General features: G+C 42.6%; 15 protein-coding genes. 8 read left to right on the forward strand and 7 right to left on the reverse strand.

The window, feature by feature from the left end:
- Nucleotides 1-184 precede the first annotated feature (184 nt).
- Genes WBJ10_RS09955 through WBJ10_RS09965 form a run of 3 tightly spaced genes read right to left on the reverse strand, consistent with a single transcriptional unit; the run spans nt 185 to nt 4,067 of the window.
- Complete coding sequence (locus WBJ10_RS09955) at nt 185-583, reverse strand: META domain-containing protein (RefSeq protein ID WP_424289832.1); 399 nt, start codon at nt 581-583, stop codon at nt 185-187.
- Nucleotides 584-606: 23 nt separating this feature from the next.
- On the reverse strand, nt 607-1,812 hold the full coding sequence (locus WBJ10_RS09960) for an NAD(P)/FAD-dependent oxidoreductase (RefSeq protein WP_424289834.1): 1,206 nt from the start codon (nt 1,810-1,812) through the stop codon (nt 607-609).
- Entirely contained in the window at nt 1,809-4,067 is a 2,259-nt protein-coding gene (locus WBJ10_RS09965) for a Tex family protein (protein WP_424289836.1), read from the reverse strand. Before WBJ10_RS09965 ends, WBJ10_RS09960 begins: the two co-directional genes overlap by 4 nt.
- 215 nt (nt 4,068-4,282) lie before the next feature.
- Here WBJ10_RS09965 and WBJ10_RS09970 point away from each other — a divergent pair, with 215 nt between their 5' ends.
- From WBJ10_RS09970 to purE, 4 genes are all read left to right on the forward strand, one after another.
- Entirely contained in the window at nt 4,283-4,819 is a 537-nt protein-coding gene (locus WBJ10_RS09970; protein ID WP_424289838.1) for an NADH-quinone oxidoreductase subunit A, read from the forward strand.
- A complete protein-coding gene (locus WBJ10_RS09975) occupies nt 4,816-5,310 on the forward strand; it encodes an NADH-quinone oxidoreductase subunit B (protein ID WP_424289840.1) in 495 nt (164 codons plus the stop codon). The genes WBJ10_RS09970 and WBJ10_RS09975 overlap by 4 nt, the downstream gene beginning before the upstream one ends.
- Before the next feature lie 76 nt (nt 5,311-5,386).
- On the forward strand, nt 5,387-6,526 hold the full coding sequence (locus tag WBJ10_RS09980; protein ID WP_424289842.1) for a 5-(carboxyamino)imidazole ribonucleotide synthase: 1,140 nt from the start codon (nt 5,387-5,389) through the stop codon (nt 6,524-6,526).
- A gap of 32 nt (nt 6,527-6,558) precedes the next feature.
- The gene (gene purE, locus WBJ10_RS09985) at nt 6,559-7,098 is read left to right on the forward strand and encodes a 5-(carboxyamino)imidazole ribonucleotide mutase (RefSeq protein WP_424289844.1); all 540 of its coding nucleotides are present in this window, start codon (nt 6,559-6,561) and stop codon (nt 7,096-7,098) included.
- Here purE and WBJ10_RS09990 read toward each other — a convergent pair.
- Complete coding sequence (locus tag WBJ10_RS09990; RefSeq protein WP_424289846.1) at nt 7,067-7,627, reverse strand: YqgE/AlgH family protein; 561 nt, start codon at nt 7,625-7,627, stop codon at nt 7,067-7,069. The two genes, purE and WBJ10_RS09990, sit on opposite strands and share 32 nt — an antisense overlap.
- Nucleotides 7,628-7,888: 261 nt before the next feature.
- Here WBJ10_RS09990 and pdxH point away from each other — a divergent pair, with 261 nt between their 5' ends.
- The 3 genes from pdxH to WBJ10_RS10005 are packed head-to-tail and all read left to right on the forward strand — an operon-like array spanning nt 7,889 to nt 10,260.
- Nucleotides 7,889-8,542 (forward strand): pyridoxamine 5'-phosphate oxidase, encoded by a 654-nt coding sequence (gene pdxH, locus WBJ10_RS09995; RefSeq protein ID WP_424289848.1) that lies wholly within the window; start codon nt 7,889-7,891, stop codon nt 8,540-8,542.
- A gap of 2 nt (nt 8,543-8,544) precedes the next feature.
- Nucleotides 8,545-9,042, forward strand: a complete 498-nt coding sequence (locus tag WBJ10_RS10000; protein ID WP_424289850.1) for an NADH-quinone oxidoreductase subunit C — start codon at nt 8,545-8,547, stop codon at nt 9,040-9,042.
- A 36-nt stretch (nt 9,043-9,078) separates the two neighbouring features.
- Nucleotides 9,079-10,260, forward strand: coding sequence for an NADH-quinone oxidoreductase subunit D (locus WBJ10_RS10005; protein WP_424289852.1), 1,182 nt, complete (start codon nt 9,079-9,081; stop codon nt 10,258-10,260).
- Between the two features lie 90 nt (nt 10,261-10,350).
- Here WBJ10_RS10005 and WBJ10_RS10010 read toward each other — a convergent pair whose 3' ends face one another.
- Both WBJ10_RS10010 and WBJ10_RS10015 read right to left on the reverse strand, forming a co-directional pair.
- Nucleotides 10,351-11,436 (reverse strand): S1C family serine protease, encoded by a 1,086-nt coding sequence (locus WBJ10_RS10010; protein WP_424289854.1) that lies wholly within the window; start codon nt 11,434-11,436, stop codon nt 10,351-10,353.
- Nucleotides 11,437-11,441: 5 nt separating this feature from the next.
- The gene (locus WBJ10_RS10015; RefSeq protein ID WP_424289856.1) at nt 11,442-12,011 is read right to left on the reverse strand and encodes an RNA polymerase sigma factor; all 570 of its coding nucleotides are present in this window, start codon (nt 12,009-12,011) and stop codon (nt 11,442-11,444) included.
- A gap of 138 nt (nt 12,012-12,149) precedes the next feature.
- On the opposite strand from WBJ10_RS10015, the gene WBJ10_RS10020 reads away from it, so the two are divergent.
- Nucleotides 12,150-12,347 carry a hypothetical protein gene (locus tag WBJ10_RS10020; protein ID WP_424289858.1) on the forward strand — a complete coding sequence of 66 codons (198 nt, stop codon included), beginning with the start codon at nt 12,150-12,152 and terminating at the stop codon, nt 12,345-12,347.
- A 108-nt stretch (nt 12,348-12,455) separates the two neighbouring features.
- On the opposite strand, the gene WBJ10_RS10025 is transcribed toward WBJ10_RS10020, so the two are convergent.
- Nucleotides 12,456-15,845 carry an efflux RND transporter permease subunit gene (locus WBJ10_RS10025; RefSeq protein ID WP_424289860.1) on the reverse strand — a complete coding sequence of 1,130 codons (3,390 nt, stop codon included), beginning with the start codon at nt 15,843-15,845 and terminating at the stop codon, nt 12,456-12,458.
- Nucleotides 15,846-15,853: the final 8 nt, after the last annotated feature.

A 15,853-nucleotide genomic window follows, 5' to 3' on the forward strand; every position in this document is an offset into this window, starting at 1 on the left:
TACGCACCCTGAATGTGATTAGGAATAGGATTCATAGGATGATAGGATGAATAGGATTAAGAGAATTGGTCTGGAATAGGATTCATAGGATGATAGGATGAATAGGATTCATAGGATTTAGAATACAACCAGCTGGTTAGTAGCCCAAATCCTTGTTCTTTGCTCCTTGTTCCTTATTCTACTCCTACCTTTTAAACGTCAGCACCAATTTTTGCTCCGCATAAAAATAGAGCATATCTGATTTTACTTCGTATCTGTTTGTATTTCGCAACTGTGTCATGATTTGATTTTCATCAGCCATGATACCTTCGCAATACATTTTAGTTGAACTGATGTCGGAAAACACAATTTTTTGACCAGCCATTTCATATTCTGAAGTGAAAGAATTACAGGCTGCTTTGCCGCTAATCTTATTTTCCTTCTCATCAAATTTAACAAAGGCCCGGTCGCCATAACTTACAGGCCTTTGTTCAATGGCTATTAATTTCCAGGTTGATTCACCTAATTTAGGCAGATCGGCCGACGGCTGCATAGCACTGCAAGAAGTCAGAGCAAAAAGACAAATTAGTATATATAGTTTCATAATGTTCTGGTTTGCTCTACGCTCTACAAATGTTGAGCCATAATGTAGCCGCTCGACCAGGCCCATTGAAAATTATAACCTCCCAGCCAGCCTGTTACGTCAACACATTCACCTCCGAAATATAAGCCAGGTATTTTTTTTGCTTCCAGGGTTTTTGAGGACAATTCGCTGGTATCAACACCACCTCTCATTACCTCTGCCTTATCATAGCCTTTATCGCCGGCTGGTTTGACTTCAAAGAAATGAATCAATTTCTCCATATCAGCCATATCCTGTTTAGTAAGCGATGCCAGGTTTTTCTCAACAGGAAGGAACTTGGAAAGGCCCTCCGAAAACTTCCTTGTATAGATCTCAGACAGCAACCCCCCAAGACTCTTTCGACCGTTTAGTCGCCTGGATTCATCGATTACATCCTTAATGCTCTTATCTGGCATAAGGTCTATATTGATGATTTCACCAGGCCGCCAATATGAGGAAATTTGGAGAATTGCAGGTCCGCTGAGCCCCCAGTGAGTGAAAAGAATATTCTCATCAAAGCTCATACGATCGTTTGACACCCGGCAATAAATAGAATTTCCAGAAAGCTGGGCAAACCATTCTGAATCTTTCCCTGTAATGGTCAGAGGTACCAGAGCGGGTGCTGTCTGGCATATTTTAAGTCCAAACTGCCTTGCTACCCGTAAACCGAAGTCCGTAGCGCCCATCTTCGGGATAGGCGGCCCGCCTGATGTAATCACAACTTTCTTCGCGGATATAGTTTTCTCTTTCGACCCTTTCTCGTAAGATATTTCAAATCCTCCGGATGGAAGGGCAGACACGGCTTCCACTTCGGCGCCGCAAAGTATCTCCTGCCCCATTTCTGCGCACAGATTCTCAAAAATCCGCACAATATCTTTCGCGTTATTACTTTCAGGGAACAACTGCCCGAGTGTTTTCTCCTGGCCGTTTATCCCATAAGTCTCAAAAAAATTTATGGTATCGCTTACCGTAAACTGCGAGAAAGCAGACTTGCAGAAATGCGGGTTTTGAGAAATAAAGTTGGCTTCTGTGGCATATAGGTTAGCATAATTACATCTCCCGCCACCCGAAATCAGGATCTTGGCTCCTACTTTATCATTTTTCTCAAGAATGAGAACCTTCTTTCCGAGGAAACCGGCTTGTACCGCACACATCAGACCGCAAGCGCCACCGCCTATTATTATAGCATCAAATTGTTCGTTATGCTTCACGAGAATTTATTCTTCAACGCCGCCAATTTCAAAGCAATATCCGTCTCCGGTTCTGCTTTTTGTTTCGGAGCCGGCCGTTTTTCATTCCTCTCCGGTTTCCTGTGATTTTGTTTAGCAGGCGCCGGCTCCTCCGTTTTCATCGTCAAGGCAATTCGTTTCCGCGCCACGTCCACTTCGGTTACTTTAACCTGAACCTTCTGACTAACTTTGACCACTTCGTTCGGATCCTTCACAAATTTATTCGCTAACTGGCTGACATGTACCAGCCCGTCTTGATGCACACCTATGTCCACGAATGCACCAAAGGCTGTGATATTTGTAATAATTCCCGGCAAGGTCATTCCCACATGGAGATCTGTTATCGCATTAATGCCTTCTGAGAAACTAAATGCTTCAAACTGTTCCCGCGGGTCCAATCCCGGTTTGGCCAATTCATTAAGTATATCATTTAAAGTAGGCAGGCCTACTGACTCACTTACATAATTTTGCAGCTTGATCTGTTTCCTGAACTTATCTTCTTTTATCAGGTCTCCGAGCGTGCAACCGAGGTCTTTGGCCATTTTTTCTACAAGAGAGTACCTTTCAGGGTGAACTGCACTTCCGTCCAGCGGATGCTCAGAATTCCTTATCCTTAAAAATCCCGCAGCTTGTTCGAATGCTTTGTCGCCAAGCCTTGGAATCAGCTTCAACTCAGATCTTCTTTTAAACGCGCCATTCTTGTTTCTGTATTCAACGATATTCTGCGCCAGCTGCGGCCCAAGGCCTGATATATAGGACAGAATTTGCTTCGACGCCGTATTCAGCTCCACTCCGATGGAGTTCACGCAGCTAATGACAGTATCATCCAGAGAAGTCTGAAGATGCGATTGGTCGACATCATGCTGATATTGCCCCACCCCTATGGACTTAGGGTCAATCTTTACCAATTCCGCAAGGGGATCCATGAGGCGCCGTCCAATAGACACCGCACCCCTCACAGTGATATCCTTATCGGGAAATTCTTCCCGGGCAACGTCGGACGCCGAGTATATTGAGGCACCACTCTCATTTACCATTACGATAATCACACCAGGTAATTCAATAGATCGAACAAAGCTTTCGGTCTCCCTTCCGGCTGTACCATTTCCTATAGCAATACCTTCGATTTTGTACTTCTCAGCAAGAAATTTAACCGTTTTAGCCGCCTCTTTCGAGCCTTCGTTCCCATTGTGAGGGTAAATATTGGTATTTTCTATGAGCTGTCCCTGTTCATCCAGACAAACGACCTTACAGCCCGTCCGGAAACCAGGATCGATAGCCATAATCCGCTTTTGCCCGACAGGCGCTGCCAGTAATAGCTGCCTTGCGTTATCGGCAAAGACACGGATTGCTTCCGTATCAGCCGCTTTCTTAGTCAGTAGCCTCACCTCCGTTTCCATCGAAGGTTTAATAAGCCGTTTGTAAGAATCAGTAACAGCGGTTCTGACTTCCGCTGACGATGCATTGTTTCCCTTAACGAACATATTTTGGAGGATGTTTAATGCTTCATCCTCCGGCACTTCAATATCCAGTGTAAGAATTATCTCCTTTTCAGCCCTGCGAAGTGCCAATACACGGTGCGAAGGAGCTGTCTTTACCGGTTCAGTCCAGTCGAAATAGTCTTTATATTTCTGCCCGGCTTCTTCTTTTCCCTTTATTAGCTTTGAGTGGAAACTCCCCTTGTTCAGAAACAATTCCCTCATTTTGGCACGCAGCTCAGCATTTTCCGCAAAATACTCTGCAAGTATATCTCTCGCACCTGCAATTGCTTCAACGGTAGAATTTACTCCTTTTTCTTCGTCTATAAACTTCGATGCTTCGGATTTAACATCTACATTGGTTTGTTCAAGTATTTTGTCGGCAAGCGGTTGTAAGCCTCGTTCACGGGCCACTGAGGCCTTAGTTTTACGTTTTGGTTTATAGGGCAGATATATATCTTCCAGAACCATCATCGTCTCAGCTTCATTTATCTGCTTCTTCAGTTCCGGGCTAAGTACATTCAGATCGGTCATAGACTTTAATATAGCCTCCCTTCGTTTATCCAGATCTATCAACTGCTGCATCCTGTCGCGTATAGCGGCAACCTGAACTTCATCCAGGCTCCCGGTCATTTCCTTACGATAACGTGAGATAAATGGAACCGTACCCCCCTCGTCCAATAATTTTACGGTTACCTCTACCTGCTTCTGCTGCACCGACAGCTCGGAGGCTATCTTTTTATATTTATCCTGACTCATTGCTATTCCTGATTGAGATGCGAAAATAGCAAATTAGAAAATGAGGAAATTAGGAAATTAGGAAATTAGAGAATTAGCAAATGAGAAAATGAGCAAATGAAAAACGAGCCAATCAAATTTGCTAATTCTCAAATTCTCTAATTATTCCTATTTTTGGGCTAATGATTGAACCCTCGCAGCTTACCGAGTTCGGCAAGGTATTTATATACCTTATAATGGGCATCTTATTCGTGCTGTTTACATTTTTCCTTGGCTCGCTGGTTGCGCTTCGAAAACCTAATCCAATAAAGCTGAGTTCTTATGAATGCGGTGAGGAACCTACCGGAAGCTCATGGATTCAGTTCAACTCCCGCTTTTATGTTGTGGCTCTTATTTTCCTGTTATTTGATGTGGAAATGGTATTTATATTCCCCTGGGCAACCATATTCAGCCAGGAAACGCTTCTTGCCGCGGATAGCCGCTGGGGCTGGCTGAGCCTGGCCGAAATGTTTATTTTCATCGGCATACTTCTGATTGGCTTATTGTACGTTTGGAAAAAAGGCGATCTCAACTGGATCCGGCCTGAAAGTATTTTACCTGTCGGGCCGGCAAAAGTGCCCTTGGCCATGTATTCTAAAATAAATGAAACTAAATACCTGGTAAAAGAATTTAGTGTAAACAGCCCGGTGCAACCAGTCAGCGAAACAACAGAAACTAAACCAGTTGGAGTTAAGCCTGCATTCAGACCCCAATTTAAAAAACCTTCATCGTGAGTTTAGAACCTAAAACAGAAAATGGCGGGATAGTGATTACAAAGATGGATGACCTATTAAACTGGGCTCGCCTTTCATCTTTGTGGCCTATGAGCTTCGGTATTGCCTGTTGTGCTATTGAAATGATGGGCTCTATGGCTTCAACATACGACCTGGACCGTTTCGGCGTTTTCCCGAGACCCTCCCCTCGACAGTCGGATGTGATCATCATTGCCGGAACCGTTACTTTTAAAATGGCTGAACGGATTAAACGGCTGTACGAACAAATGCCAGAACCTAAATACGTGATCTCGATGGGATCTTGTTCAAACTGCGGGGGGCCGTACTGGCAGCACGGGTATCATGTGGTAAAGGGCGTGGACAGGATAATTCCAGTCGATATTTATGTGCAGGGTTGTCCCCCCAGGCCAGAATCACTCATTGGCGGTATACTTGAATTGCAGAAAAAGATAGAACAGGAGAGTTTGTTGAGGTCGAAGTCGGAAGTCTGAGGTATGAGGTATGAGCTGGGCGGGTGGAATATGAGTTGGGATTAGAGAAGATAAAAAAAGTATTAAAAATATATAGATGAAGTCGTTTTACGGTGATTTGAAACTTGGTATACTGGGTGGTGGACAGCTTGGCCGGATGCTGATACAGGAATCAATTAACTACAATATAACTACTCACGTGCTTGATCCTGACGGGGATGCGCCGTGCAAAAACCTGTGCAGTAAATTTGTCAAAGGCTCATTAACCGATTACCAAACCGTTTATGATTTCGGCAAGGAAGTAGACCTCCTGACCATTGAAATTGAAAAAGTGAATGTGGATGCCCTGGAGCAGCTTGAAAATGAGGGCGTAATAGTTTATCCTCAATCCCGGGTTATTCGCCTGATACAGGATAAAGGGATACAGAAGCAATTTTTCAAAGAGAACGATATTCCAAGTTCACCCTTCAGGCTTATCCAGGATAAAGCAGAGCTGGTGACCGGGGACTTCCCTATGCCATTTATTCAGAAGTTAAGGAAAGATGGCTATGACGGCCGGGGGGTGCAGGCGATAAGAACCAAAGATGACCTGGCCAAGGCCTTTGATGCAGTTAGCATTATTGAAGACTGGGTTGATTTCGAAATGGAACTTGCGGTGATAGTCGCGCGTAACGAAAACGGCGAAGTCAAAACCTTCCCATGTGTCGAGATGGATTTCAATCCGGAAGTCAACCTGGTCGAATTTCTAATCTCACCTTCCACACTTTCTTTTGATATTCTTCAAACTGCCGACAGACTGGCCATAAAAATTGCTGAGGATCTTAAGATTGTGGGCATCCTTGCCGTGGAGATGTTCCTGACCAAAGATGGCGAAATACTTGTCAATGAAATTGCGCCTCGCCCGCATAATAGCGGCCATCAAAGTATTGAAGGAAATTACACTTCGCAATATGAACAGCATCTCAGGGCAATTTTTAATTTGCCATTAGGTGATACACGTTCGATAAGCAATGCTGTAATGATTAACCTGCTTGGTGAAAAAGGATTTGAAGGCCTGGCCGAGTATGAAGGTTTGAATGAAATCTTAAAGATCGACGGTGTGTATGTACACCTTTACGGGAAGAAAATAACCAAGCCTTTCCGGAAAATGGGACACGTAACGATCCTTGATGATGATCGCGAAAAGGCTATAGAAAAGGCAAAAATCGTTAAAGAAACCATTAAAGTTAAAGTTTAATAAACCTTATTAACAAATTGCAAATCAATAATATGAATACCTCAAATACAACAAGCTCTCCTCTTGTAGGAATAATAATGGGAAGTAAGTCAGACCTTGGAATTATGCAGGAGGCAGCTGACGTTTTGAAAGAGCTTGAGGTAAATTTTGAGATCACGATTGTTTCTGCGCACCGGACACCTCAGCGGATGTTTGATTATGCGAAGTCGGCTTCTGCGCGTGGCTTGAAAGTGATTATTGCCGGGGCTGGCGGTGCTGCTCACCTTCCGGGAATGGTTGCTTCAATTACGCACTTACCCGTTATTGGAGTACCTGTTAAATCTTCGAACTCCATCGACGGCTGGGATTCCGTCCTATCTATCCTTCAGATGCCAAATGGGGTACCTGTTGCCACCGTTGCATTAAATGCTGCAAAGAACGCAGGCATTCTCGCTGCACAAATACTAGCAACTTCTAATACTGCCTTATCGCAAAAGCTGATCGACTTTAAAGAGGAACTGAAAAGAAGTGTTGAAGCGACTGCCAAGGAGATGGAAGAATCTAATTCCACTGCGGGTTCTCAGGAAAGTTAGCGATATGGGCGTACTTAGGTCCCAATCCAATAACAACTTCTCTCCAGAGGTTTTCTTCATCTTCAACAAAAATAACCTCAGAATTAAAGCTGTTTGAAACTAGCCAGGAGTTCTGTTCCAGTTCTCCTTCGAGCTGCTCCTCACCCCATCCGGAATATCCGATAAAAAACTTTATTTCAGATTTATCAAGCTGATTGTTGGCTATCAAAACCTGGAGGGCTTCGAAGTTCCCTCCCCAGTATATGCCATCCATTATTTCGATGCCACTGTTAAGTTTATCATAACATGAATGAATAAAATGCAGCGTGTCGTTTGCAACCGGGCCACCAATGAAAACCGGAAAATTACAGGCTGAGTCGGATATCAGATCGCTGACAATAAAATCGCTTTTTTGGTTTAGTATAAAGCCAAGCGCACCCTGTTCTTCTAACTCAGTTAAAAGCACAACAGAGCGTTTAAAATTCGGATCCAGCATGAATGGCTCAGAAACAATCAGGTTTCCTTTTTGGGGTTTAACAGGACTAAGCATAGTTGGATAACAAGGGTTTTCGTAATTAGTTTGGGGCGAGAAGTATCAAGTAGCAAGTAGCAAGATCAGGGGTGTTAGGTATATTGATCCGGATATAATCGCTAAACCTGCCGGCACCGTGTCTTAATACCTGATACTTGATACTTGATACTTTTAATAAATATATACGTAAAAACATCCAGCATAGTAGATTGCAAAGAGCATTTATTAAGTTTGCATATGGAATATTATTCCTGAACACATTGTGCTTAAAAAAATAATATGTCAGTAGAAAAAGAAGTTATTGAAAACCTCCGTAAGGAATATAGCTCCGAAAGCTTGTCGGAAAAAGATGTTACCAAAGATCCCATAAAACAGTTTGGAAGGTGGTTTAAAGAAGCCATGGATGCGGGTATCATGGAACCCAATGCTATGACACTTGCTACAACCAGTATCGACAGAAAGCCATCTGCGCGAATAGTGCTGATGAAGGGCTATGAAGAAAGAGGTTTTATTTTCTACAGCAATTACTTAAGTGCAAAAGGTAAGGAAATGGCGAAAAACCCTGTTGTGGCCCTCGTATTTTTCTGGCCAGAGCTGGCAAGACAAGTTCGTATTGAAGGCACCGTGGAGAAATTAACAAAAGAAGAATCAGAAAAATACTTCAAAACACGGCCTAAGAGCAGCCAGATCGGGGCGGTAGTTTCTCCGCAAAGCCAGGTTATTGAAGGGCGCGGTGGAATTGAGAAAGACTGGCATGAAGCTGAAGCCCGGTATGAGACGAGGGATATCCCAAAACCAGCTTACTGGGGAGGATATGTTGTAAAACCGCAGGTAGTCGAGTTCTGGCAAGGACGCCCAAGCAGGCTACATGACAGGATTGTTTATAAAAAGGCCGACAAGCAGAGCTGGAAAATCGTTAGGCTTGCCCCTTAAAGATGGAATTTAGCGAAATCAAAAATCTGTTAATTAAACGATTTGGCAGGGATGTGATCATTAGTGAGGTAAGTACTGGACTTCAGCCCGCTTTATTCATCAATCCTGACCAGATTGCAGAGGTATGCCTTGAACTGCGAGATAATGAGTTAACCTACTTCGATTTCCTTTCATGTCTTTCAGGGGTCGATTACGGAGTGGAAGAGAATAAATTCAGCGTCGTTTACCATCTTGCTTCTATCCCCTACAAATCGCAGCTTACCTTAAAAGTTATTAAGGAGAATGATCGCAATAGCGAAATATTGCCAACCTTTAAAAGTGTTTCTTCCGTTTGGAGAACTGCCGAATGGCATGAGCGTGAAGCCTTTGATTTAATTGGCATACTCTTCGAAGGCAATCCCGATCTTAGGCGCATCTTGCTGCCGGACGATTGGGAAGGATACCCGTTACGAAAAGATTATGTCACAGCAGAGGAATACAATGGGATCAAAATAAATTAAAACCTTTCGATTGAAATTCCAGAGTATATATTAGTGATGCCCGCAGAAAAGACCAGATATACACAGTTGACTGAACATCTTGAGCCTGAAGAGATGATTATCAATATGGGCCCTCAGCACCCATCTACCCACGGCGTCCTGCGGCTGGAATTAATAACCGATGGCGAGATTGTTAAGGAGGTGATACCCCATATGGGTTACCTCCATCGATGCTTTGAAAAGCACTGCGAAAGTCTTAGTTATCAGCAAATTATACCCTTCGTTGACCGGATGGATTATCTGGCTTCGATGAACAACGACCACGCCTATGTTATGGGCGTGGAAAGGATGTTGGGAATCGACAAAGATATTCCTAAACGGATAGAATATATCCGGGTACTGGTTTGCGAATTAAACCGGATCGGTTCGCATTTGATCGCAATTGGTACTTATGGTATTGACATAGGCGCCTTTACTCCATTCTTATGGTGCTTCCGCGATCGGGAACACATTATGAATATGCTTGAATGGGCCTCCGGCTCCAGAATGCTCTATAATTATATCTGGATTGGAGGATTGTTCTATGACCTGCCTGTCGGCTTTGAAGAGCGCTGTAAAGAATTCATTGATTATTTCAAGCCTAAACTTAAAGAACTCGATGAGCTCCTTACGGATAACCAAATCTTCATAAACCGGACCGCTGGTGTGGGCATACTTCCTCTGAATGTAGCTATTAATTATGGCTGTTCCGGGCCGATGTTAAGGGGATCCGGATTGAAATGGGATTTGCGCCGTGTTGACGAGTATTCAGTTTATCCTGAGCTGGAATTCGATATCCCGGTTGGCAAAGGAGAAATGGGCAAAGCTGGCGATTGCTGGGACCGGTACAAGGTCCGCGTCGATGAGATTGTACAATCAGTGCGTATCATAGAACAGTGTCTTGAAAGGCTGCAAAAAGAGCTAAAGCGTAACCCGGAATTTGATCCACGTGCAAAACTCCCCAAAAAGATCATCCCTAAAGAACAGGATTTCTACGTCAGAGCAGAAAATCCAAAGGGTGAGCTGGGATATTACTTTATTACCGATGGTAAAACGGAGATTCCCAGGCGCGTTAAAGCCCGGGCGCCAAGTTTTAATAATTTATCCGTCCTTCCGGAGATCGCTCGCGGGGTACTTATCGCTGATTTGGTGGCCATACTCGGATCTATAGATATCGTGCTGGGGGAAGTGGACCGCTAAATGAATTAGGAGCAAGTAAAAGAAAACTAACCTGTTAAACAAAAAATCCCGGCGATGTGGGCCAGGATTCTATTGCATAGGTATTTTATTCTAATATACTTTTACCATAAAGATATAGGGCTTCAGCTTATTATACTGCTCGGATGGCTTCAATCCCGACAACATGTTACGCTTATTCAGCACCAACTTATCTTCAAGAGAATCCTGAGGGATAGCTTCAATGGATTTAAGCAGATAACTGGATTTTACTGCAAAGGCAACTCCGTCGACTAAAGTCTGTTTACGGTTGATAACTCCAACCACATTTCCTTTATTATCAAGCAGCGGCCCACCACTATTACCTGGATTTACAGGAATTGAAACCTGGTAAGCTACTGTATCGCCCTCGTAACCATTACTGGAACTTACATAACCTTCGTTGTAAACCAAATCGTCTTTAGGGAAACCTACTGTGTAAACACCTTCTGCCACATTAGAAGATGACTTTTTAAATGTATAGGGTAATGCAGCAAGATCTTTAAAAGCAGGATCAATAATTTGCAGGACTGCCAGATCGTAAGTAGGATCAATATAAATTTGCTTTGCTTTATAAGATTCCCCTGCTGAATTCTGAACATAAATAGAATCAGCGCCTTTAACGACGTGGTAATTTGTTACCACATAACCATTTGACGTGATAGCAAATCCGGTACCTCCGAACTGTCCGGGATTAAGTGGCCCTATAACGGGCTTGTCAGTAAGTTTTTTATTTATCGCATTTTGGGAACGCTCAATACTGGTCAATTTCCTTCTCAAAAAACTATTAGAGATTTTTTCATCAAAGTATCCTGTTGAGAACAAAGTACCAAATACAGCAATCAAAGCTACCGTGGCAGCAATTGCAGTACTTACACGATACTTGTTCCACATTTTGTGAACAATCGGTAGTTCAGGACGTACTTCGCGTTTTAAGGCTTCAATATCGATTTCTTCATGAATAGCGTTCATTTCAGAAGTCAGACGAATCCGCGAACCATAATCTGTCATTTGGCTTACGAAATTTTCGTGCTCCACAACACTGAGATCAAATGTCGGGTCGGAGCTTCTCCTATTTTGAAAATCCGCAAGCTCTTCAGATGAAAGTTCACCACGAAGGTAAGCATCGATCAGATTAGTTATTTCAGTCTCCTTGTTCATTGTCTTTAATTATGATTGAAAAATAGCTTCTTCAATCGCTGCAGGCATTTATATTTTTGAGTTTTTGCATTATCCGCATTGGTATAGCCAAATTTCTCGGAGATCTCCTGCATAGATCTATTTTGTAAGTAGTAATCTTCAATAATTGATTTGCACGGTTCCCCTAATTGGGTTAAAGCGTGTTCCATCATAACAAATTGTTTGTCTTTCTCCTCGTGCCTTTCCATATCATCCTCTATTGGGATAAAATCAGAATAGTCTTCAATATTTCTCACGGTGCGGCTTTGAGCATTTAACCGCTTCAGCCATAATCTTCGACAAACAGAATAAAGAAAAGTTTTAAGCTTACTGTTAAGCTCAAAATTTCCCAATTTAACCTTATTATAAAGAACGATAACAGACTCCTGGAAAACATCCTTGGCATCATCTTCATTCCCATTATTGTTAAGTACTAATTGCAGTACCATGGGGAAATAAGATTTGTAAAGGAGGTTTAATGTATCTTTCGAGTCATTAAGTATTCCAAGTATTACCTCACTATCGGCTGGAACTGACCTTTTTATCTCTTTTCTCACTATTAATACTTTTTATGCGGAATTGTAACCCAATGATAGCAAAAATATTTTTTTATATATTTTTCAATTTGAGGGGTTACCTTTTTGATTAAAGGGTATTAAGTGTAAATTATTTAAATAACTTTTAACCACTAAACAATGAAAAATCTATTCAAATTCGGTTTCTTAGCTCTAGCTATCTCTTTATCGGTTGCTGCTTGTAACTCAAACAAAACTGAAGAAGCAATGTCAGACACAATCGATTCTACAGCAGAAATGACTACTGATTCTCTAGAAGCACAAATCGATACAGTTGATTCAGCTGCTGCAGCTGCTGTTGATTCAGTTGAAAACTAATTAACCAAAATTACAAGAAAAGCCTTCTCAATTTGAGAGGGTTTTTTTTTGGGCAAAAAAAACGGGCCCCTTCCGGCACCCGCTTTCATCAACTAAACTAAACTTAAACTAAACGCCTTCCGGACTTGCCTTCTTAAACAAGCCCCTGATTTTTTTCTTATTTGAATCTGCCAGCAGCAGCATACACGGTACCAAAACAAGGGTAAGGAATGTTGCGAAACTTAAGCCGAATATCATGGTCCATGATAAAGGCCCCCAGAATGCTACGTTGTCTCCACCAAAATAAAGGTGAGGATCGAATTCGCTGAACAGGGTTGTAAAGTCCATGTTCAAACCCACAGCCAAAGGAATAAGCCCGAGCATAGTTGCGGTTGCTGTTAACAACACAGGCGTCATTCGTGTCCGGCCTGCTTCTAATATGGCTTCACGCACTTCCATCCCCTGTTCAATCATTAATTCGGTAAACTCTACCAGGAGTATACCATTACGAACCACGATACCAGCCAGGGCAACGATACCAACACCTGACATAACTATAGACATATCCATCCGGAAAATTGTTACACCTAATAACACTCCGATTATACTTAAACCGATTTCGCTCAGGATAATTAATGGTTTTGATATCGAATTAAACTGTGCCACCAGGATAATCAGAATCAGTCCCATGGAGATCATCAATGCAGTTCCAAGGAAATTCATTGTCTCCTGCTGTTCTTCCTGTTCACCAGCCATCTTTACTTCGATCCCCGCTGGCGGACTGTACTGGTCAATTTCACTTTGGATATTTGCTACCACTTCATTCGGGTTGTAATCACCAAGCACGTTTGAAGACAGAATTATGATCCTTTTTTCCTGCTTGCGTTTTATCCCACCATAGGTATTAACATAATCGATGGTAGCGAAAGAAGACAATGGAACCTGACGAATGATCCCACCCATTCCCATATCGCGGTACGTCATTTTCATATTCCTTAAGGCATCCAGATTATTACGCTGGGTCTCGGCAGCCCTAAGATTAATTTCATAGTCTTCATCTGCGTCCCTGAATTTCGAAACTTCTTTTCCAAAAATCGCCGTACGGAGGTCCATTCCAATTTGCCCGGAAGAAATTCCTTCTCTATTGGCTCTTTCCCGGTCGATATCGAAAATAATCTCGGGCTTATTGTTTTGGAAGTCGGATTTCAATTCCTCAACTCCAGCAATTTGTTTGGAAACCAGGTATTGCTTCAGGTGTTCTGAGGTTTTAACTAAAGAATCGAGGTTATTACCGGTAATTTCAATACTAATGGGTTTCGCTGTAGGCGGGCCTCCCTGCTCCTGCGCAACTGTTATCTCGGCACCGGGAATACCTTTTACCGCCGAACGGATTTTATCAAGATAAGCAGAAGTGCTCTCGCCTGTCCTTTTGCCAAACTCTACAAAAGCGACAGTTACCTTACCCATATTTGGATATTGCCCCTGATCTTCGCTTTGAGGGTCCGTTACGCCGATAGTAACATTTGATATAATTGATGATACATCCGGATTATTTCTTCCTACAACCTTAGTCACATCATTTTCGACTTTCTTCACAACCTCATTAGTGAAAGCCTGGTCTGTACCTACAGGCAAATGGATATACACAAACACAAAGTTAGGATCACTGGTTGGAAAGAACACCACTTTGGGAGGCACCACCATCATCAGGCCGATCGTAAAAAAGAACAGCCCTACAGTACTCCAGAGTATTGCCCGTGGCCAGTTTAATGCCCAGTCAAGAATGGACACATATTTGTTTTGTATACCAGGCCATGTAACCGTCTGGAATTTCTGGATCATTTTTGCCAGGAAAAAATGATGCAAAAGGTACAGGAGAGCGAGGAATACGACAAAGTTTCCAAGACCAAAAGCTATCAGATACGAGATTAATGCAATACCGCCAAGGATCAACAAGGTTTTCTTAACCTCTTTGTCGAATGTTGGCTTAAGCGGGCTGTGGTTTTCGGGTTTCATGAAATCCACTGCAAAAACGGGGTTGATGATATAGGCGACAATCAGTGAGGCGAGTAAGGTGATGATCAGCGTCATCGGAAGGAAAAACATGAACTCTCCGATTACCCCGGGCCAGAACAGTAATGGTACGAAAGGCGCCAGTGTTGTTAACGTACCGGATAGCACAGGGAGAAAAACCTCTGCGGCAGCGGCTTTGGCTGCTTTCTTTATGGGCACCTTACCATTTTCAAACAAACGGTGAGTATTTTCTATAACCACAATTGCATCATCCACTACGATTCCCAGTCCGAGAAGGAATGAGAAAAGCACCATCATATTCATCGTGAAACTAAAACCAAACAGACCGCCAAGGGCGGGCATAGCCATAAATGCGATGAACATAGACAAGGGCACCGACAAGGCCACGAATATGGCATTGGTGACGCCCATGAAGAACATCAGAATAAGAGTTACCAGTATGAAACCTATAATAATGGTGTTGATCAGGTCATGGAGGGTAACACGTGTTTTATTGGATTGGTCTCCGGTAATGGTTACGTTCAGGTTTTTAGGCAAGGTTGTAGCCTGAAGTTCTTTAACCAGTGCATTGATCTTATCGGATGCATCAATAAGGTTTTCACCACTCCTCTTTTTTACATTAAGTGTGATTACGTTTTTACCAAAAAGGCGTGCATAACTCTCCTGCTCTTTAAAGGAATCTTTGACTTCAGCGATATCCCTAAGGTAAACTGAAGCACCTGTGGGGGTTTTAATAATAAGGTTTGATATTTCCTCTGCACTTTCGAACTCCTTCTTAACATTCAGTGTCCGGCGTATACCATCCATTTTAATGGTACCTCCGGAAATTGTTAAATTTTCATATCCTACAGCACGTTCAATATCTCCAAAGGAAATTTGCGCGGCCGCCATTTTATTCAGGTCCGCATTGATCTGAATCTCCTGATCGAGGGCTCCAACGATATCAACACCCGAGATCTCCTTTAAACTCTCCACTTCATCCTGAATGACTTCTGCATATTTCTTCAAACTTTTCAGATCATAATCACCTGAGATGTTCAGGTACATGATCGGAAGATCTGAAAGATTGATATCCATGACATTAGGGTCACTCGGTAAATCTGTAGGGAGATCCTGCCGGGCTTTATCTACTGCATCTTTAACCCGCTGTTTCGCGTCTTTAATATCTACATTAGTATTAAACTCAGCTGTAATTATTGAGAAATCCTGATATGAATTTGAAGTAATCTTCTTCAATCCAGATGTGGACTTTAACTGTTTTTCAAGCTGCTTGGTCACCAGGTTCTCCATATTTGCCGGAGAAGTCCCAGGGTACACGGTTTGTATAAAAATCTTTGGAATAATTACCTCTGGAAAATTTTCTTTCGGTAGGCCCAGATATGATGAGTATCCAATTATGCTTATGATAACCGTCAGAACATATATCGCAGTTCTGTTTTCAATGGCCCAACTGGATGGTTTAAATTCCTTGTATTTGTCTTCCATTATGTTTT

The organism is Daejeonella sp. (assembly GCF_049655485.1).
GTDB lineage: Bacteria > Bacteroidota > Bacteroidia > Sphingobacteriales > Sphingobacteriaceae > Daejeonella.

Bases quoted from the DNA above. Each gene is read 5' to 3' on its own strand.
- WBJ10_RS09955 (WP_424289832.1), bottom strand. From the start codon at position 583: ATGAAACTATATATACTAATTTGTCTTTTTGCTCTGACTTCTTGCAGT.
- WBJ10_RS09965 (WP_424289836.1), bottom strand. From the start codon at position 4,067: ATGAGTCAGGATAAATATAAAAAGATAGCCTCCGAGCTGTCGGTGCAG.
- WBJ10_RS09970 (WP_424289838.1), top strand. From the start codon at position 4,283: ATGGGCATCTTATTCGTGCTGTTTACATTTTTCCTTGGCTCGCTGGTT.
- WBJ10_RS09980 (WP_424289842.1), top strand. From the start codon at position 5,387: ATGAAGTCGTTTTACGGTGATTTGAAACTTGGTATACTGGGTGGTGGA.
- purE (WP_424289844.1), top strand. From the start codon at position 6,559: ATGAATACCTCAAATACAACAAGCTCTCCTCTTGTAGGAATAATAATG.
- WBJ10_RS09990 (WP_424289846.1), bottom strand. From the start codon at position 7,627: ATGCTTAGTCCTGTTAAACCCCAAAAAGGAAACCTGATTGTTTCTGAG.
- pdxH (WP_424289848.1), top strand. From the start codon at position 7,889: ATGTCAGTAGAAAAAGAAGTTATTGAAAACCTCCGTAAGGAATATAGC.
- WBJ10_RS10000 (WP_424289850.1), top strand. From the start codon at position 8,545: ATGGAATTTAGCGAAATCAAAAATCTGTTAATTAAACGATTTGGCAGG.
- WBJ10_RS10005 (WP_424289852.1), top strand. From the start codon at position 9,079: ATGCCCGCAGAAAAGACCAGATATACACAGTTGACTGAACATCTTGAG.
- WBJ10_RS10010 (WP_424289854.1), bottom strand. From the start codon at position 11,436: ATGAACAAGGAGACTGAAATAACTAATCTGATCGATGCTTACCTTCGT.
- WBJ10_RS10020 (WP_424289858.1), top strand. From the start codon at position 12,150: ATGAAAAATCTATTCAAATTCGGTTTCTTAGCTCTAGCTATCTCTTTA.
- WBJ10_RS10025 (WP_424289860.1), bottom strand. From the start codon at position 15,845: ATGGAAGACAAATACAAGGAATTTAAACCATCCAGTTGGGCCATTGAA.